The organism is Sphingomonas faeni (assembly GCF_023195535.1).
Lineage (GTDB): Bacteria > Pseudomonadota > Alphaproteobacteria > Sphingomonadales > Sphingomonadaceae > Sphingomonas > Sphingomonas faeni_B.
In genome coordinates, this window is sequence record NZ_JALPNF010000012.1 from 1 (window position 1) to 18,587 (window position 18,587).

Consider the following 18,587-nt stretch of genomic DNA (forward strand, 5'->3'; position numbering starts at 1 on the left):
CCTTCGCCGCAGAACTCGAAAAGCAACGGTCGGGTTTAAACCTGACCGTTGCTTCACCCGCGCTCCTGCGCGACAACAACGGTCGGTCTCTGGTCGCAGCTGGATGAAAGGCGGGGGTCACGTCACGGCCGATCAGCTTGCCTCGCACTTCGAAAACGTCGTTAATCTTGACTAGAAACACCTTTCATTTGCAAAACTGCAAAATCCGATGCGCATCACAGTTGCTCGAAGCTATCGCGCTTGTTGGGTCGACCACTTTGACGAAGTCAACAAGCCAAGATGGCTGCATGTCCCCGCAACCAACCCACAACGACAATCGCCGCCCTCACGGGCGGCGTCGTCGTGTCTGGCCCGGGCCAGCAGGTCCGATACCTTCGCGACTACCTCCGCCGCCGGGTTCGTCGTCAGTGCCGGATAAGATCGTTAAGATCTCAATCAGCTTCGACAGGATTTCTGCGGCCTCGTCTCGGACAATCTCGGCACGCGGCGTATCGTGCAACGGTCCGATCTTCTTCCCGAACGATCGGATAAGAGGGATGGGCAGAATAACCATTAAGGCCGCGACCACCGTCAGCGCGATAGTTATGTCGCTAATCGTCTTCAAGCAGCGCCAGTGGCCTACCCACGCGGACTAATGTGTTTTTGGGATTTTCTGTGACGGGCGGACATCGCAGTCGCGCGTGCACCGGACCAACGGCGCCGACGTCCGGAGCCTGTCCGTGCCACAAACGCTGCAAGGATCGGCGTGACATTCTTCTTCATTGCGCCGACAACCACCATCGCGCTTGCTGCGGTGATCGGCCGACGGTCTCGACGACGCGCTATGCCGCTGGCAGTCTTGGTGAAAAGCGAGATCGTCCATACGCTCAACAGCGATGCGTTCGCGGAAGCACCATCAGCGTAACCAGTGCTTAGTTATCGGCGCTGGTCGGCAAGATTAACGGAACCAACGCCGACGAGCAGAAAACCTTGATCTGCGCGGACAGAGCACGGTTTTCGATGTGCTCGATCGATGATCATCTACCCAACAAGGAAAGGGCATGATGCATACACGTCGGATGCGCACGTTATACGCGTTCTGCGAGCGTCAGATTGAACGTATGATCCCACGTGTGGCCCCATTCTGACCGCACGGCGAACGCTAGGGCAAGCAGTTGCGCGATGCGGCCTACGGTTCGATCACGGCCGCGTCCGGGAGAGCGATCCCGTCAAAATAGCGTCGAATATAATCGAGCTTGGGATCGATGCAGCGTCAGCAGAACGGCCGGTTCGGGTTAATCCGATAATAATTCCGATAGCGTTCGTCCGACTCCCTGAAGTCGAGAACTCGGACGACAAACGTTCGCGCCGCCTCGCCCAATTGCTGTGCATGCTGTTCGATGGTTTGTGCGGCCGCGCCCCGCCGGTCCGGCACGAAGATGTAGGTCGCACTCCGGTACCTACCGGCAGGGGAGTGGCCTGCCTTCGCCGAATGTCTTCTCACATCAAAAGGCTGATGGCCATAGGGTGAAAATGCACGATGACGCCTTCCGGACCACGCGTTCGAGGGCTGTATAGACCGGATGAAGCCCTGATCGATGCCCCGCAATGCCGTGAAACTGCCGTGGGCACACCAGTGGGACCTACCATCAAGACTGATCCTTTCCACCGCCGATCTCCCACCGGCAGCCGCCGTCGGATACCGCACCCTTTGTCGTAATCCTTCGGCGCTGTCGCCATTCCTAGCCATGTCGAGACCGGCGCGCCCATGGGGCCGAAATGCATAGGAGGAAGTAACACGGGGAAATCGGTCGCCGGTCCGCCGACGTCGTTGACGATCAACAAGAAGGACGCGTGAACTGTGCTCGGGAGGCGTCAGCCGGTGACGCCCTAATTCGCTTCCTCGTTGGCCGAAGTTCCGATTCCCGTTTACCTCGCGATTCCCGTGCAAGGCCTGACGCTTTCAGCGGAATCCGGCGGTGGCAAGGGCGGCGTAAAGGACGACGGTGGAGGCGGACGGCGGCGGACAAGGCAGCGCAATAGGCGGGTCGCGCTTGGGTGCCGGCATAAGTGGTAACGGCGGCGGCAGTGCGCAGGCGATCCCCATGATCCGCGTCGCGCGCGGCGTGACGCGCGTGGGGACCATGACCGCGTTCGCTAACGTCAGGGTGGTAGCGGTGGGCGCGGCGCCCTGCGACGGCGTCGTGCCTGCAACGACGGCTTCGGCAGGGAGAGGGTCTGGCCGTTTGGGTCGCATCGGGACGCAACCGCGTACCGGGCTTGGATTTACATCGCTGATATACGATCATAAAGCCGTCCGAACATGCGGGCGCCGTCCCGGTTTTTGGGGAGTAAGCAATGGCGCGCGTCGACGTGGTGATGCCCGTGCGAAACGGGGAAGCATTTGTCGAGGATGCCATCCGATCGGTCATTGCGCAGACCGATCGCGATTGGCGACTGATCGTGCTCAACCACGCATCGACCGACGGAACCGGCGATATCATTGATCGCCTTCACCTCGAGGATCGGCGCGTCGAGCGCCATGATTGCGACGCCTCGCTGTCATTGTCGGATGTCCGCAACGCAGGGTTCGACCGCAGCGATGCGCCGTTCATCATGCTTCATGACGCCGACGACCTATCGGTGCCCGAACGGATTGCCGTGCTGGTCGCCGAAATGGAACGACAGCCGCAACTGGCACTGGTTGGCAGCAATTATGTCACGGTGGATGCGGCTCTCAAGCCGTTAGGGACCCGGACCCTGCCGGGCGATCCCGACCGTCTGGCGGTCGCCGCGATTTTCAGCAATCCGATCGCTCAACCGACGGTGATGCTGCGCCGGGCTGCGCTCGATGCGGCGCAGGGGCGTTACGGGAAGACGTTTTTGCAACCGTCCGACGGGCCGCCGCCGATGACAGTGGCGACGCTCGTCGAGGATTATCTGATGTTCGGTCAACTCGCGATCGAGGGGCGGTGCGCGACGGTGCCCGACCAGCTCGTGCTGTATCGCTGGCATGGCGGTAATACGAGTTCGGTCAACTTCCAGCGACAGATGGAGCTTTCACTGGAAATCTCGCGGCACCTGATGGCGCTGGTCGCGGCGAGCCGCGGCGTCGAGTATCGAGATCCGGCACCATTTTGCAACCACGGCGCACGCCTCGAACCCACTCCGGCAGGCGGCTTCCGCGGACAGTGGCTACCGCTGCGCCGGGCGATCCTGGCGGCTTTTGGCGACACGCCGGGGGTCCGCCGCGAACTGGCATTCCGGCAAGTGCTCGGGACACGCAGTCTTCCAGCGATGCTCGTCCGGTTCGCTCGATTCTGTCTGTCGCACCGCCCCGACAGCGACGAGCTTGCGACGATCCGATCGTTCGTCGCCAAGACGGTGCGGCGTCGATGACCGCTGTGACATTCGCCAGCGGCGACCGGCGCGGGACAGCGTGGATCGATTATCTCGAGACGCTGCGAGGGTTCGCCTGCTGCTCGTCGCCATACATTTGAAGGCTGTCGCAATGTGATAGCGGGTCTTGGATATCGATCCCGTATTCACACCGCTACGCTGGCCGCCCGCCGCTATGGGCGCGAGGCTAGGCGTGATACTGGGGAATGCGGATGGTTGCGGGGTTGCCGACCGCGCGTGCGCCGGCCGGCACGTCGCTCAGTACCACCGCATTGGCGCCAATGACGGCATCATCGCCGATCGTGATTGCGCCAAGAAGAATGGCACCGGCGCCGACCTGCACGCGGTTACCCAGCGTCGGCGCGTCGAGCGGACGGCGTTCGCTGCGATTGCCGAGCGTCACATTTTGTCGAAGCAGACAGTCGTCGCCGATCACGCTCGAGCCGTGCACGACGATCCCACCGAAATGCTCGATCCGAAGTCGCCGGCCGATCCGCGCGGTCTCGGGCAGCGAAATCCCGCATCGCACCTCGACCCACTTGCCCGCAAGCTTGGCCCATACGCCCCACAGCGTGCGGACGATGCCGTGCGGTCGTGCGAGGCGGGGTGCCGACAACCGATACACGGCTAGCGCCCAGAAACCCTGTGCAAGCCAACCCTCGCGGTGGTTTCGTCGATCTTCGCGGATCAGTGCGAACGGTCCGGGCATCGTCATTCCTGCGGCGAGATGGGGTCAATGAAGATCGCCCGGTACCGCCGATACGTTCGCGCGGCGAACAGGATTACGAACCCGGCTGCCATGATCGACACGGCCAGAAGGTGGGATAGCCCGGTCTGTGCCAGGATATTGCCAAGCGGGATGACTAACGTGTGGCCCACATAGGCACTCAGCGACAACGTGCCGAAAACACATAGCATCTTGTAGGCTTTACGCATGATCGATGCTTCGCCGAGCGTCTCGTTGGCGCGGGCGGCAAGCGTGATCAGCAAGAAGAACACGCCGACATAGGTGACGAGCATGGGATGGGCGGGATCGTCAGCGCGGTTGGTAAACCACCGCGCGGCTATCCCCGTAGACATGCTCATCGTGATGCCCGCGATGAACAGGCCGGCACCGGCAAATCGCATCATACGCAACGAGTCGTAGAGTTTTGCGCTCTTCTCGAGCCAGATGCCTGTCGCGAACCCGACCAGAACATACGACATCATTTCGAAGAAGCCGTATTTATCCAACGTCAGCGATTGTACCAGATGAAGCCAGCCGGTCGTCGGCGAATGCCACGCAAAGCGCAACAGGGTCGATGTCAACAGCGAGAGCGCCGCGAATATCAGCGACGCACCGATCGCATTCTTGCTGCGCATCAACGCGGGGAATATTTCGGGTCCGACGAGAGCGGCGATGAAATAGAAGGACAGCACGGTGTAGAACGCCCGCTGCGGCCAGTCTCCGGCGGGTACTCCTTCCGCAGATAGAGCGAAATACTGAACGATCGCAAATGCGATGATGCCTTGACCCAGAAGTCGCACTGACCGCTTCATCTGCGATGCGATATAGCCCTTGCTCTTGGCTTCGCGCGAGGTGAGGTTGAAACCGATCCGCAAGCCGAATATCAAAGCAAAACCGGGCGTTCCCAACCGGAATACCGGATTGGTAAGCTGGTTGAGCAGCCCTGCGATTGACCCGCTATGATCGATGAAGAACGGGCCCCAATGCGCGGCGATCACGAGCAGAACCATTAGTCCACGAACCGCCTTGATGGCTTGGCGGGTGTTGCTCGACCAGTCCGCGACCCTCGTTGCTTGCTGGGCGTCGTGGATAGCAGGCGCAGACTCGGCGTGCATCTGGTCAAGGAGGTGCGTCATGCTAATTTCTTTAATACCCAAAGACTTGATAACTGACTACCGGATATCGCCCATGAGCAATTGGGGGCGTCTGTGCTCTACTGAAATCCGCCGAGAATTTTGCTGGAACGATCCCATAAGTGCGCAGACGACGAACATCAGCGTCATGTTGACGACGAGATACCCGAGCATGTTGTCGCTCGCGGATACTGCTGCATAGCAGATCACGATCAACCCGATGAAAAGGCGCTCGCCGGGATACGTCAACCTGAAGAAAGGAATGACGATTAGGGCGATCAAGAGATATAGAAACGAGAAAAGCAGTAAGATTCCGCCCTCGAATATCGTCTGGACATACACGTTGTGGGCGCCGCTGCCCGAGGCACTGGACAGTTCGAAAAACTCTCGGGACAATGGTTTGAAGGACGCCAAGCCATAGCCGAACGCCATCTTGTTCTCGATCCAAGGCCACGCAGCCTGCCACATATAGCGTCGCCAGGTTCCAGAATCTACTTCGACGAATTGAGATCCGTCAACATTGCCATGGGCGACGCTGACCAAATAGGCGTAGCTCATCTCGGGAGCGCCCGCCGCCGCATCCATCACACGCTCTGTCACGCCCGGGACAAGCATGGCCAAGGGCGGCACGAGCAGCATGGGCAGCAAGTAGAGCGGACGTCTGAAGGTGCTGTAGATCACCAGGAAGACCGCGGTCGCGCCGAAGGCAGAGCGCGTTCCGGTCAGCAGCAGTTCGACACCGGCAACCACCAACAACGCCCAGATCACGGATCGCTGCCATCCGCTGCGAACATAGTCACTGATCTGCGCGTGATAGAGAAACGCGATGTAGATCATCAGATAGAATGCGAGGATGTTGGGGTGCGAAAAACTCGCCGTCAATCGTCCATTCGTATCGCCGATTGCGAACTGTATCAGGCCCGTGACGAGTGGAATCACGCCGGACGAGGCGATGCCCAGCGTCAGCGTTCGGCGCCCGATATAGGGCGCATAATACAGGGCTAACAGCGAGACGGACGCGAAGGTCAGATAATTGAACAAGGCCTGCACTGCCTCGGATAGGGCAGGCGTGTGCGCGGCAGCGATGAACCCAGCGAGCAGAAACGGGGTCCAAAGGACCGCCCAGGTTCGAAACACAGCCTGAGAGCGCCGATCTACCAGAAAGGCGTGAAGGATCATCATCCCGGCAAGCGAGACGAAAGCCACATTGAACACAAAGCCGGGAGTCAGACTGATCGGTCCGACCTCGATCCGCCCCATGCCGAATAGCAGGTCAAGCGAAGGGCGTGCGACCAGCATCGGCAGCACGACGGTGACGAACGGCGGGGTTCGTGGTTGCGGCACTGCGATCATGGAATGACATTTCCCCAGATGCGGACCGAGCTCTCACTCCGATACGGTTTTGATATCCCTGGCATCCTTCGGTGCATCCCATGGCCTGCTGGCGACGGCGATACACCTCTCCATTGTGGCGCGTCTTGCATTATCGTCGCGACGTTTCAAGCGTCCTGTAAACCATTCGCCGCCCTGCGCTTTCGGTTGGTGGCTAATCGGGTTTGCTCTTTCCAACGCGCTGAGTCGTCCGCGCCCACGCCGCGGATCGAGAACAGGACGAAAAACAGCGAGAGATTGATCGACAGGTAATACAGGACGTTGTCGCTCGCGAGAGTCAGCGCATAGGCGACGATCAGCAGCACCGCGAAGATCAGTTCGCCACGCCCGAACGGTAGGTTGGCCGCATTCTGCAGCGCCGACGCGAGATACGTCCATAGGAATCCGATCAGCAGCACGCCGCCGCCCTCGAAGACGAGTTGCAGATAGGTGTTGTGCGCGAAGACCTCGCTCTCGCCGTCGGGCAGCAGCGGGAAGAACTGGTTCGAATAATGCGGGAACGAGGCAAGCCCGTTGCCGAGCAGCGGGTGACTCGTCACCGAAGGCCAGGCCGCTTGCCAGAGATATCGCCGCCACGTGCCCGAGTCGACCGCGATATAGCCCGCGTCGATGACGTCGCCGCGGGCGACGCTGACGAGATAGTCGTAGGTGAAGACTGGGCCGCCGCTCGCGACGTCGTTGATGCGATCAAGCACGCCTGGCACCAGCAATGCGAGGGGCGGCAGGATGATCAGCGTCACTAGGTAGATCGGGCGACGCAGCGCTGAATACAGGAACAGAAAGGCGAACATTGCAGCATAGCCGGCCCGCGTGCCGGTCAGCAGCAGCGCCAGCAGTCCCAGCGCGATCGGCAGCCACAAGAGAAGGCGGACCCCGGCATCGCGCATATAAAGGCTGATCTGCGCATGAAACAGGAACGCCACATAGATGAGGATAAAGAAGGCGAGGATGTTCGGATGCGGGAACGTGCCCATCACGCGAGCGCCCGTGCCGCCAGTGGCAGCCTGGAACAGCGCGGTGCAGATCGGCACGATGCCGGATGCGGCGATCAGCATCGTCAGTCGCTCCCGACCGATATGCGGCGCCCAGGTCAGCGCCAGCAGGGAGATGGCGGCATAGGCCATATAATTGAACAGCACCTGTAGCGCCTGCGCGGGAACCGGTGTGCGCACTGCCGCGATCACCGCCGCGGCCAGCATGGGGCCCCAGATGATCAGGATGGTGACGACGGCACGATCAGGCGCACGACTGACCAGCAAGGCGTTGATCGCCAGCACTGCTGCGACTCCGACGAGCATCAGGTTGAACAGGAAGCCGATCGACAGGTTCAGCCCACCCACCGGCATCGTGACGCTGGCAAAGACGACATCCAACGACGGCCGCAACGCAATCAGCACGAGAATCACCCATGCATAGACCGGCAATCCCGCCGCAACGGCAGGAGGGGTAGTGGTGACTGTTTCCGAAGCTGGCCGATCCATATCCATCCTTTGCCGTATCGGCACACTCCCACGGACGCTCTCGCCCGACACCACTTGCGAGCGACCTAAGGGGTTGATAGCGCGTGACAGCGGCCGCGGGCCAGAACTTGGGGGCTGCACATGAACGTCGGGTATTTTACTAATCAATATCCTAAGATTAGCCATACTTTCATTAGGCGCGAGATCGCGGCGGTGGAAAATCGTGGTATTGCCGTGCAGCGCTGGGCGATCCGGGGCTGGGATGCCGAGGTGGCGGATCCGCTCGATGCGACCGAGCAGCAGCGCACCCGGTATCTGTTGCGTGGCGGTGTTTCGGGTCTGCTTGCGGCGGGGCTTTTCGAACTCCTCCGGGCTCCGCGGGCATGGTTCGCCGCGATGCGCCTGACGTTCAAAATGATGAAGCGATCCGATCGCAGCCCGCTGCTTCACCTTGTGACGTTTCTCGAGGGCGCGGTGCTGGCGCGCGAGATGCGGACGTCCGCGATCGATCATCTCCACACGCATTTCGGGACGAATGCCGCAGAAATCGCGATGATCGCATCGCGCCTGACCGATATTCCCTACAGTGTGACGGTGCACGGACCGGGCGAGTTCGACGCGCCGGTCGCATTGAAACTGAACTTGAAAGTCGCGCGTGCGGCGTTCGTCGTGGCGATCACGGATTATTGTGCGAGCCAGCTCTATCGTTGGATCGAAATTGCCGACTGGGCAAAGATTCACGTCGTGCATTGCGGGCTGTCGCAGGCGTTTCTCGAGCAGGTGCCGACTCCCGTTCCCGCGGTGCCGCATTTCGTGAACGTCGGTCGATTCGATCAGCAAAAGGGACATCTGATCCTGATCGAGGCGGTGGCGCGGTTACGGGCTGCGGGAACGCCGGTTCACGTGACGCTGGTCGGTGACGGTGAGTTACGAGGGCAGGTCGAGGCGGCGATCGCGCGTCTCGGGGTCACGCAGGATGTCACGATCGCCGGTTGGGCGAACGAGGCGGAGGTTCGCGCGCACATCGTCGCCGCCCGCGCGATGGTGATGCCGAGTTTCGCCGAAGGTTTGCCGATCGTCGTCATGGAGGCGTTCGCGCTGGGTCGTCCGGTGCTGGCGTCCAACGTCGCCGCAATGGCTGATCTGGTAATCAACGACGAAACCGGCTGGATTTTCTCGCCAGGGTCGGTCGATGCCATCGCGCAGGCGATGGCGGCCTGTATCGCTACCCCGGCCGAAGTGTGCACGCAGATGGGCGAGCGCGGCCGGGCGCTCATTCGCGAGCGTCACGATGCATCGATCGAAGCCCGCAAGATCTACGACCTCATGGTCGCCACCAAGGGCCACAGCGCATGAACCTGCTCGGCGGTCTCATGCTTGGCCTTGCCGTGCTGCCTCTTCCGGCGAGCGTGCTGCTCGCCGCGCAGATGCTCGCGTCGCTGAAGCGGCCCAGGGGCGACGCATCGGCGACGGGCCCAAATCCGCGCCTAATGGCAGGCGGGGCAGGGCGCGAGCCGCCGGCCTTTACCGTGGTCGTCCCGGCGCATGATGAAAGCGCGGTCATCGCGGCGACCCTACGGTCGTTGCGCGCCCAACTGCGGGCCGGCGATACTCTGTTGGTCGTGGCCGACAACTGCACCGACGATACCGCAGCGATCGCGCGGGCCGAGGGCGCGGTGGTGACCGAACGGTTCGATGCGGAACGCCGCGGCAAGGGCTACGCGCTGGAATGGGGTGTGCGGCATCCGCTAGCCCGCGCCACCGCAGTGACGATCATTGTCGACGCAGACTGTGTGGTCAACGCGGGGGGGCTGGTTGCGCTGGCCCATGCCGCCGCCATGAGTGGTCAGCCGGTCCAAGGCGATTACCTGCTCGAGGCGCCGGCGTCCGCGGGGCCGGCGACGCGCTTCAGTGCGTTCGCAATCCGCATCAAGAACCGAGCCAGATTGTTGGGGTCGCAGCGGCTTGGCATTCCTAGCATATTGACCGGCAGCGGCATGGCTTTTCCCCGCGAGGTGCTCGATCACGTGCAGCTGGGATCGGGTGAAATCGTCGAGGATTTGCTGATGTCGGTCGATCTGGCGCTCGCCGGGTCCCCGGCGCGGTTTTGTCCAGAGGCGCGGATCACAAGCCCGTTGCCGCTCGATCGTGCCGCGGCCGAGGGGCAGCGGGCGCGGTGGGAGCGTGGCTATCTGTCCGTCGCACGGCGATTCGCCTGGCGTCTCGTCGCCGCTGGCGTTCGTCGACGGTCCCCCCGGTTGATCGCGATGGGGGTCGATCTCGCTATCCCGCCGCTCAGCCTGTTCGTCGTCGCGCTGACCGCCATTTTTGTGATCGCGCTGGTCGGCACCCTGCTCGGTGCGTCGCCTGCGGGCTTGGTTGTCGCCGCGCTGCAATTGGCGCTGTTTCTGGCGACCGTGTCGATCGGGTGGTTTTTCTACGGGCGCGATCTGTTGGGGCTGGCGGATTTCCTTGCACTTCCGCTGAAGGTCGCGGCGAAGCTTCCTTTTTATATCCGTATCGCCAAGCGTCCGCAGGACGGCTGGGTACGAACAGCGCGAGATTCCGAGGATGGAAAACCTTGAGTAGCGCGGCCGCCTGAGCAGCGCTTCCGTTCGCTGCGAAGCGGACGCGGCCTCAACGCATTTTTTCTCCATTCAGCCGATTTTCATCAACTGTCCCATAACGTTGCATGGAACGGTAAATGCCGGCAGGTGAGTTGTAGACTTGCTCGGCTTGAAATATGACGAGTCGAAGGAACGGTGGTCAATGCATTTTATTCGCTCAATCTTATTTGCGATATTGTTCGCGTCAGGGTCATTGGCGGCCGCGCAGACCGCGTCGCCGATTTCGTCGGTGCCGGTTGACAAGGTTCAGCCTTCGTCCTCGGTTCAAGCAGGGACGGTCGCTTCATCGAACGCGGTGTCGCCGGTCGTGCTCGACGACTACCGCCTCGGTGTCGCCGACAAGGTGCGGATTATCGTGTTCAACGAGGAAACGCTGTCAGGCGAGTTTTCGGTTAGTGACACGGGGACTTTGTCGTTGCCATTGATCGGCGATGTACAGGCGCGTGGTCGGTCACCGCGCGAGATCGTCAAGGATATTACGGCGAAGCTGGCTGATGGATATTTGCGCGAGCCGCGCGTCAGCCTGGACGTGCTGACGTATCGTCCGTTCTATATCATGGGCGAGGTCACGAAGCCGGGTGAATATCCTTACACAAATGGCCTGACGGTGATGAATTCGGTCGCGCGTGCTGAAGGTTTTACGTATCGGGCAAACAAGGGAAAAGTGTTCATCAAGCGTGCGGGGGAGGCCGAGGAGCGCCGCTACCAGCTGAGCGCTGACTTGCGCGTTTATCCCGGAGACACGGTACGAATCGGCGAACGCTTCTTCTGAACGAAGCGAGCTTAGGGGCGGGTAGAGAGAAAGTGATACGATGAAGAAGTTTTCCCTAACCGTCGCCATACTGGCGTTCGGCGCAGCAGCTACGCCTATGTCGGCCAATGCCGTCCGGCCGATCGCTCGTATGGCCGAACCGGACGCGCTCGCAGTCCAGTCGGTGATTACGGCATTGCGTAATGTCATGAGCACGCAGTCGGCAGGCGCGACCTCGCAGGATATCGAGGCGGCGCTTGCGTTTACGCTGGATCAGCAGCAGCAACCGTCGCCCGTATCGCTCGCTGCGTTGAACTTTCTGCTCGGCAACCCCGATTATGCGTACAAGGTGCGGGCCGCGCTGGTTAATGTTCGCCTTTCCGTTCGGCGTGGGCAGCGCGGTACGGCGGCAATCGCCGACGGCGGCGATCCGACGCTGATCGCGGGTCCGATCGTGACCGGTGGCAACGCCGGTGCGACCTATTCGCCACAAAACTGAAGCCAGACGGGCCCGGCCCGCTCTTGATAAGCGCGGGAGCGTATTTATGATTAAACGTTACATGGCCGCTTGCGTCGGCCTGTCCTCATTGTGGACGGGCGCGGCAGAGGCCCAGATCTATATCAGCAGCGATCCGATCGATGCTGTTGTGCCACTGATCTACAATCGCGGACGCAATGAAAGCGTGCTCGATCGACCACGACCAGAGGTGAACCAGGTCGGCATACCGTTGGGAAGTTTCACGGTTTTACCACGGTTTACTAGCCAGTTGGGGTATACGAGTAACGTTCTTCAGACTGAAGACGATCGCAAATCCGATGCGTTCGTGCGGTTCCAGCCGCGGCTGCTTGCGCGGTCGAACTGGTCGTTGCACAGCCTGCAGCTTGAAGGCACGGGCGACTTTGTGCGCTACGCCGACCAGAGCGCGCGCAACGAGAATGGCTGGAGCGTGACGAGCCGCGGCCGCTACGATGTGAGCGGCGATGTCGCGATCAGCGGCCAGATGAGTACGGCACGCCGGTACGAGACGCAGTTCTCGGGCGCGTCGCTGGTCAACGTCCTGACTGTCACGCCGTATCAGCAGTCGCAGGCCAAGCTGCTGGGCGACGCTCGGTTTGGGCGCCTGCGCGCGGTGCTGTCGGGCGACTATACCGACTATGATTTTAAGTCGGTCCGCACGCTCGACAATGTCCAGTTGTCGCAGGACGGCCGCGATCGCAAGGTCGCCCGTGGTGCGGGGCAGTTCGAATATGGGTTGAGCCCGGATGCCGGTGTCTTTGTCCAACTCGGCTACACAGACACGAGCTATCGCCTTCCACTGACCTTCGATTTTCCCAGCCGCAGTTCAAAAGAAGTGCGTGCGTTGGCAGGCGTGACATTCGATCTGACCGCGTTGATGCGCGGGTCATTCGGTGCCGGTTATATCTCGCGCAACTTCGACAGCCCGGCCTATAAGACCGCAAAGGGCCTGACGATCGATGCCAAGCTGGAATATTTTCCGACTCCGCTGACCACCGCGACGCTGGCAGTCAACCGGACGGTTCAGGATGCGACGCTGGCCAGCGGCGGCTTTTTTAACACCACGACCGCATTTCGTCTCGATCACGAGCTGTTGCGCACGCTGTTGCTCAATTATGCCGTGTCGTATGAGGTCGACTCGTATATCGGTATCCCGGGCAAGGCCAAAATCGGTCAAGTCAGCGGCGGTGCGCGCTATCTGGTCAACCGATTGCTGACGGGAAACCTCGACTTGACCTACGCAAACCGCAAAAGCGATTTTGTCGGCGTGAACGGTCCTCGATTGTCCGAATTCCGTGCGCTGGTCGGCGTCGCGATTCACCGCTAATTATCGCAATCACGTACGGAGACGGAAATTCATGGTTTTGGAACGTCCGGGGGACCTGAATGGCCCTGCGATGCCGCCGAGCGGCGTCGGCGTGATCCGCTCTTTGTCGGGCGCGGTGAAAGCCATGTTCCTGCGGCGCTGGCGGACGTTCGTCGCGGTCGCGGTGACTGTGCTCATCGTCGGCATTGCGCTCGTCATGATGATGCCGTGGCGGTACGAAGCCGTTGCTCGTGTCAAGATCGACCCGTCGGCCAATGCCGCGCTGGGCCGAATGGACGGTGAGCGTCCGGATCAGAACATCTTCGATACCGAGGTCAACGTCGTCAAATCGCGTGACGTCGCGATCGGCGTCGTGCGCAAGCTGGGACTCGCCGACAACGCCGAACTGACCAAGGGCCTGCCCGAAATTCCGGGGAAGCCGACCGAAGCGCAGACGCAGAAGCGGATTGATCTGATCGCGTCGCGGCTGCTGTCGAAGATTTCGGCCGAGCGCGACAAGATGACCTATGTCGTCAACATCGGGTACACCGCGGCGGACCGTATGCTAGCGGCCGAAGTCGCCAATGGCTTTGCGGGCGAGTATATCGCGTACAGCCGCGGTCAGCGGACCGGTGCCGCGTCGCGCGAAACCAGTTACCTCGATCAGCGTCTGGCGGCGCTGAACCGGCAAGCGGCGCTGGCCGATGCTCGGCTCGCGCAATATCGTGCACAGGCCGGGATCGTCGGCGGCGGATCGTCGACCGTGACGGATCAGCAGATCAGCCCGCTGGCCGGTCAGCTGGCGACGGCCGAGTCGGAAGCTGCAGCGGCCCAGGCCCGCTTGGCGGTGGCCGGAAGCCAGATCAGGTCCGGTGGCATCGATGCCGTGTCGGCCGTACTCGATTCGAAGGTCATCGCCGATCTGCGGTCGCAGCGCGCGCAAATCGTTCAGCGGCAGGGCGAAGTTCTGTCGCGATACGGATCGCGTCACCCCGAGAGTGTGAAGATCACAGAACAGCTGTCCGCGATCGACAAGCAGATCCAGGACGAAGCGAATCGTAACATCGGCGGGCTGCGCAGCGAAGCCAGTGCGGCGGCGGCACGGGCCGGAAGCCTGCGCAGCGAGATGGGCAAGCTGCGTGGTCAACAGTCCAGCGACACGCGGGCATCGGCGCTGGCAGAAACCTATCAGCGTCAGGCCGATGCGGCGCATGCCGCCTATAATCGCCTTGCCGAACAGGCACAGACGATGAACGGGGTCGCCCGCAGTTCGCTGACGCAGGCGCAGATCATCGAATCGGCTATCCCGCCGACCGCACCGACATCACCTAATCGACCGATGCTCGTGATCCTGACGATCATTGCCGCACTCGCCGCCGGTACCGTCGTGATCGGCGCCCAGGAAGTGCTGGCCAAGGGTCTGTATTCGATCGATGATCTCGAGGAACTCGGCTTGCCGGTCCTTGCAACGATTCCAAAGTTGCGGTCTGCGAAGCTGTCGCCGACGACCTATCTGGTCGATCGTCCGATGAGTGCGTATGCCGAGGCGTTCCGTACACTCCGTCGGTCGATCGGGCCGGCGAAAAGCGTCGCGATCGTGTCGACCCTGCCCAATGAAGGCAAGACGAGCAGTGCGCTTGCGCTGGCGCGGATCTGCGCGATGGCAAAGGAGCGCGTTTTGCTGATCGACGCCGATCTGCGTCGTGCCGGGTTGATCGAGGCAGCCGGGATCAGTCCCGAGCGCGGTCTGGTCGAACTGCTGCGGGGCGAGGCTACTCTCGCCGACGTTCTTCTCGCCGATGCCGTGCCTGGTCTCGACCTCATCCCGGTGGCGCGCAGTTCGTTCATCGCCGAGGATCTGTTCGCTGGCGATGCTCTGGAGAACCTCGTCGCGTCGCAGATGCACCTCTACGACCGAATCATTATCGATACGCCGCCGCTGCTGGGCGTCGCCGATGCGCGGTCTGCCGCCAATGTCGCCGAGCGGACAGTGCTGGTGGTCAAGTGGGGCGCAACACCCGAAAACGCGGTCCGCAGCGCGCTCAACTGGCTTGTTCATGACGGCGTGAACGTCGCAGGTGCGGTCTTCTCGATGGTCGAGATCTCGTCGGAAGCCTATGGCGGTCTGTATTATTCGCGGAAATACGCCAACTATTACAATGCGGACTGACAGCAGGGCTTTTCCACTGACCGGTGGTGATCGGCGGGCACAGATCGGGGCAGTCGCGGTATTGACCGCGTCGCTCGCACTTGCGCTCGTCAACCTGACGACTGAAGTCCGGGTTTCTGCGATGCGGGCAATCCTGTCGGCCCAGCAATCCGAAGTAGAGGTCGCTCAGCCCTGGCTGGTCGACGAACGGCCATCGGCAGCGCTGTCGCCCCGCGCGGCGCTGTTACGCGGCATGGCCCGCATATCTGCAGCCGTCGACGAGCTGCCGCCGCGCCGCGCCCCGTTGCTGGCAAGCGCGGCGGCCGATCTCGATCGCACAAAGGGCGTGCGGCGCTGGTGGGCGGACGCCGATGTGGCGGAATCCTACCGTGCAATGCTGGCAGAGGGGACGCGGTCGCCTGCCGCTCTGGCGGCGCTGTCCCGCAGTTACGAGGCGGCGCCGTTCCTGCGCGGCGCGGCGCCGTGGCGCATTCGGTACGGCGCGACGCTCTGGTCGGATCTGCCGGCATCAACGCATGCGCGAATCGTCGCAGAGACGGTGTGGCTGGCCCATGCGTCGGGCCGTACCTATGGTTATGCCACGGGGCTGGTGGCGGGCACACCCGCCGAAGCGCCGGTCGACGTTCTGCTAGCCGAGACCTCATCCTGAGGCTTGCCGCGGTGGGTGACCGCCGCGGTTTCACGAACCGTCGAGCTCCAGACCAGAGCTATCAGAAACGCCCCAAGCGCGGCGAATGCCGGGATATCGAGCGTGATGTCGACGCTTGCGCACACCAGAATTACCCCGATCGACAGCAACACCGCGGTCGTCATCGGTTGACGATGCGCCAAAGACAAGCGGATCGCCGGCCAGGCGAGCGTCGCCGTGGCGGCTAGCATCAGCAGCAGATACGGCCATCCTCCCGCCAGCAGCAGGGAGAGGACAAGATTATGTGGCGAATGGACGTACCAGATCTGCGACGCGTCCGCGGTCGAACGGAGCGCATGCAAAGTGGCATCGTCCAATCCGCCGGGACCGACGCCCAGGGGGTTCTCCAGCGCCATCTTGCCATAGAACGCCCAGAGACGCGTGCGCTCAAGGCCGTCGACCGCGACGGTCTGGAACCGGTCGGTGATCGCGTCGCCGACCAGGAACAGCGTCGCGGCGACGCCGATCGCCAGCGCGGCCAGCAGCGCTGCGGCGTACCCCATCTTCTTTCGGGCGTGGCGGCGCAATTCGCGGTCGGACGCGGCAACGAGCACGAGCGCGACCAGCGTGGCGCTCAATGCGGTCCGCGATGCGGTGATCGCACATGCGCCGATCCCGGCCAGCAAAGCGACGGGTGCAGCGACCGTGACCGCCAACGGCGTTCGTTCGAGTCGCCGGGGGAGCAGGGTCAGGAACCGTCCCAGTCCGAGCACGGCGAGAATTCCGAATAGGCAGCCCGCGGCATTCGCGTTCAACATGGTCGCGGTGAACCGCCCGGCGAGGAAGCCCTTGTCGTAACCCCAGACTTTGCTCGCATCGAGCTCGTTCATCGCGATTCCGGCCGCGAGCAGGATCAGCACGAGCCTGATCCAGGCGTCGAGCGAGACTCGCGCGGCGTCCCGTCGCCATGCCACGGTTGCCGACGCAACCAGAATCGCGACGCCGCCGATATACCGGACCACCCCGGCGCGGAGGAGATCCGGCGTCACCCACCGGCGGCCGAACGGGTCGCCGCCGATCAGTCCCGATGCGAGCCAGGCACCGGCCAGCGCCAGCAGGATCAGCGCCGGGGCCAGTTTGCGCCAGAACGACGTCGTGGGTGGCACGAGAAGGAGCACGAGGATCGCCGCAAGAATCTCCGCGACGGCAGCGGTTGCCGCCAGCAACGGGCCGTCGGCGGCGAGCGCGAGCATCTCGCCGAATATCACGACCGGGACGATCCAGGCAGCGATACGGGTCCGTAGATCCGGGCCGGCCAGCCTCATGGACTTCATCCTCTCGTTCGTTTGAACATATCGGCGCTTATGCGCACTTGGCTGGGTGTATAAGCGGAAAGGCCGATATCGAAGCATTTCGATTGGTCGCGAAACGCCCGGATCTGTACCAATCCAGGACCGACGTTAACCTTGTAAGATGGGATATTGGCGGCAGGATGGGAGCATGTCGATCCGCTGCATTTTCGGTCACCACGCCTCGATCAGTCGGCGCAACGCAGGGTTGTGCGTCGGGGTCTGCGATCGCTGTGGTGTCACGCTGATCGGCGAGGCTGGAGGGCGGTGGTGGAAATTGTCGCGGCATTACCGGATCGTCTGGGCCGAACGTGGGCGTCATGCCATATCCCCGTACGAGGCGCTTCGGATTGCCCGGCGCGCCGCGTCGCCGCTCCATCATCTGCGCCGCGTGCGTGACAGCTTTGCTGGATATCACCTCAACTGACGCGATCATACGGGCGTGGCCGCTATCCGTGCCGCACCGTGGGCGGGCAGGGTAGAAGCGTAGCCGACAGATGGGGGACAGGTAGAGGCAGGCATCGACGTTCGATCCGGTTCGCGGCCGGGTCGGCGAACCGCGTCAGCGCATCACGCCCCACGCCAGCAAAGCCCAGCCTGCCGCCGAGATCGCCGCGACCACTGCGATGGTCACGCGCGGCGATATCGCCGGATGAACGGCCTGACGATGGAGCGAGGATCGAGGCTGAACCATGGCGCCGGGCGCATCGGTGAAGCCCGAATCGGTCGAATCGGCACTGCCGGGCAATGCCACGACATTGTTTTCGAAGGCTGCGCTGACGGCGCCGGGCGACAGAGCGTGAAGAAAGACGCAGCCATAGCCCGAAGCGCTGCGGCGAACGACTCGCGCCGCGATGCTGCCGATGCCGGCCATGCCGATCACGATGTGCTCGTCGGGTGACAGCACGTCCGGCAGGAGCGCGTCCTCGACTTCGATGCGGCACCCTTCGCGCGTCAGATCCGCGATTCGAATGATCACTTGGTCCTGGCTATCGCGGCGCAGCGTCCCGGGACGCCCGAGCGGCAGGCGCTGTTCGCTCCGGTACTCGGCCTTGATCACCCCGGGCTGGGAACGCATCACACGCATAAAATCCTCCGTCCGCCCGATACATAGATCGGCGCAGTTAACAAAGTGTTCAGCGTGCCAGA

Annotated in this window: 17 protein-coding genes; 10 read left to right on the forward strand and 7 right to left on the reverse strand. The window is 62.3% G+C overall.

Annotated features, from left to right (window positions below; translation table 11 throughout):
- Window positions 1-325: 325 nt before the first annotated feature.
- Window positions 326-604, reverse strand: a complete 279-nt coding sequence (locus tag SPHN_RS16605) for a hypothetical protein (protein WP_248524872.1) — start codon at window positions 602-604, stop codon at window positions 326-328.
- 141 nt (window positions 605-745) lie between these two features.
- Here SPHN_RS16605 and SPHN_RS16610 point away from each other — a divergent pair, with 141 nt between their 5' ends.
- Both SPHN_RS16610 and SPHN_RS16615 read left to right on the forward strand, forming a co-directional pair.
- A complete protein-coding gene (locus SPHN_RS16610) occupies window positions 746-904 on the forward strand; it encodes a hypothetical protein (RefSeq protein ID WP_248524873.1) in 159 nt (52 codons plus the stop codon).
- Between the two features lie 1,433 nt (window positions 905-2,337).
- Window positions 2,338-3,378: a glycosyltransferase gene (locus tag SPHN_RS16615; protein ID WP_248524874.1), complete on the forward strand. Its 1,041-nt coding sequence runs from the start codon at window positions 2,338-2,340 to the stop codon at window positions 3,376-3,378.
- Window positions 3,379-3,565: 187 nt separating this feature from the next.
- Here the strand turns inward: SPHN_RS16615 and SPHN_RS16620 are convergent, their stop codons facing one another.
- From SPHN_RS16620 to SPHN_RS16635, 4 genes are all read right to left on the reverse strand, one after another.
- On the reverse strand, window positions 3,566-4,087 hold the full coding sequence (locus SPHN_RS16620; protein ID WP_248524875.1) for a serine O-acetyltransferase: 522 nt from the start codon (window positions 4,085-4,087) through the stop codon (window positions 3,566-3,568).
- A 2-nt stretch (window positions 4,088-4,089) separates the two neighbouring features.
- Entirely contained in the window at window positions 4,090-5,241 is a 1,152-nt protein-coding gene (locus SPHN_RS16625; RefSeq protein WP_248524876.1) for an acyltransferase, read from the reverse strand.
- Between the two features lie 36 nt (window positions 5,242-5,277).
- Window positions 5,278-6,591 (reverse strand): O-antigen ligase family protein, encoded by a 1,314-nt coding sequence (locus SPHN_RS16630; protein WP_248524877.1) that lies wholly within the window; start codon window positions 6,589-6,591, stop codon window positions 5,278-5,280.
- A gap of 146 nt (window positions 6,592-6,737) precedes the next feature.
- Window positions 6,738-8,111 (reverse strand): O-antigen ligase family protein, encoded by a 1,374-nt coding sequence (locus SPHN_RS16635; protein ID WP_248524878.1) that lies wholly within the window; start codon window positions 8,109-8,111, stop codon window positions 6,738-6,740.
- Window positions 8,112-8,303: 192 nt separating this feature from the next.
- Between SPHN_RS16635 and SPHN_RS16640 the strand changes: the two genes are divergently transcribed.
- The 7 genes from SPHN_RS16640 to SPHN_RS16670 all read left to right on the forward strand — a co-directional run bounded on the left by SPHN_RS16640 (window position 8,304) and on the right by SPHN_RS16670 (window position 16,110).
- Window positions 8,304-9,446 carry a glycosyltransferase gene (locus tag SPHN_RS16640; protein ID WP_248524880.1) on the forward strand — a complete coding sequence of 381 codons (1,143 nt, stop codon included), beginning with the start codon at window positions 8,304-8,306 and terminating at the stop codon, window positions 9,444-9,446.
- Window positions 9,443-10,675 carry a glycosyltransferase family 2 protein gene (locus SPHN_RS16645; RefSeq protein ID WP_248524881.1) on the forward strand — a complete coding sequence of 411 codons (1,233 nt, stop codon included), beginning with the start codon at window positions 9,443-9,445 and terminating at the stop codon, window positions 10,673-10,675. Before SPHN_RS16640 ends, SPHN_RS16645 begins: the two co-directional genes overlap by 4 nt.
- A gap of 184 nt (window positions 10,676-10,859) precedes the next feature.
- The gene (locus tag SPHN_RS16650) at window positions 10,860-11,489 is read left to right on the forward strand and encodes a polysaccharide biosynthesis/export family protein (RefSeq protein ID WP_248524882.1); all 630 of its coding nucleotides are present in this window, start codon (window positions 10,860-10,862) and stop codon (window positions 11,487-11,489) included.
- A gap of 40 nt (window positions 11,490-11,529) precedes the next feature.
- Window positions 11,530-11,967 (forward strand): hypothetical protein, encoded by a 438-nt coding sequence (locus SPHN_RS16655; protein ID WP_248524883.1) that lies wholly within the window; start codon window positions 11,530-11,532, stop codon window positions 11,965-11,967.
- Window positions 11,930-13,312: an outer membrane beta-barrel protein gene (locus tag SPHN_RS16660; protein ID WP_248524884.1), complete on the forward strand. Its 1,383-nt coding sequence runs from the start codon at window positions 11,930-11,932 to the stop codon at window positions 13,310-13,312. Before SPHN_RS16655 ends, SPHN_RS16660 begins: the two co-directional genes overlap by 38 nt.
- 31 nt (window positions 13,313-13,343) lie before the next feature.
- Window positions 13,344-15,461 carry a GumC family protein gene (locus SPHN_RS16665; protein WP_248524885.1) on the forward strand — a complete coding sequence of 706 codons (2,118 nt, stop codon included), beginning with the start codon at window positions 13,344-13,346 and terminating at the stop codon, window positions 15,459-15,461.
- Window positions 15,451-16,110: a hypothetical protein gene (locus tag SPHN_RS16670; protein WP_248524886.1), complete on the forward strand. Its 660-nt coding sequence runs from the start codon at window positions 15,451-15,453 to the stop codon at window positions 16,108-16,110. The genes SPHN_RS16665 and SPHN_RS16670 overlap by 11 nt, the downstream gene beginning before the upstream one ends.
- On the opposite strand, the gene SPHN_RS16675 is transcribed toward SPHN_RS16670, so the two are convergent.
- Window positions 16,035-17,414, reverse strand: a complete 1,380-nt coding sequence (locus SPHN_RS16675) for an O-antigen ligase family protein (RefSeq protein WP_248524887.1) — start codon at window positions 17,412-17,414, stop codon at window positions 16,035-16,037. The genes SPHN_RS16670 and SPHN_RS16675 overlap by 76 nt on opposite strands.
- Window positions 17,415-17,589: 175 nt before the next feature.
- Here SPHN_RS16675 and SPHN_RS16680 point away from each other — a divergent pair, with 175 nt between their 5' ends.
- Window positions 17,590-17,865: a hypothetical protein gene (locus SPHN_RS16680; protein ID WP_248524888.1), complete on the forward strand. Its 276-nt coding sequence runs from the start codon at window positions 17,590-17,592 to the stop codon at window positions 17,863-17,865.
- Between the two features lie 135 nt (window positions 17,866-18,000).
- On the opposite strand, the gene SPHN_RS16685 is transcribed toward SPHN_RS16680, so the two are convergent.
- Window positions 18,001-18,525 (reverse strand): PilZ domain-containing protein, encoded by a 525-nt coding sequence (locus SPHN_RS16685; protein WP_248524890.1) that lies wholly within the window; start codon window positions 18,523-18,525, stop codon window positions 18,001-18,003.
- Window positions 18,526-18,587 lie beyond the last annotated feature (62 nt).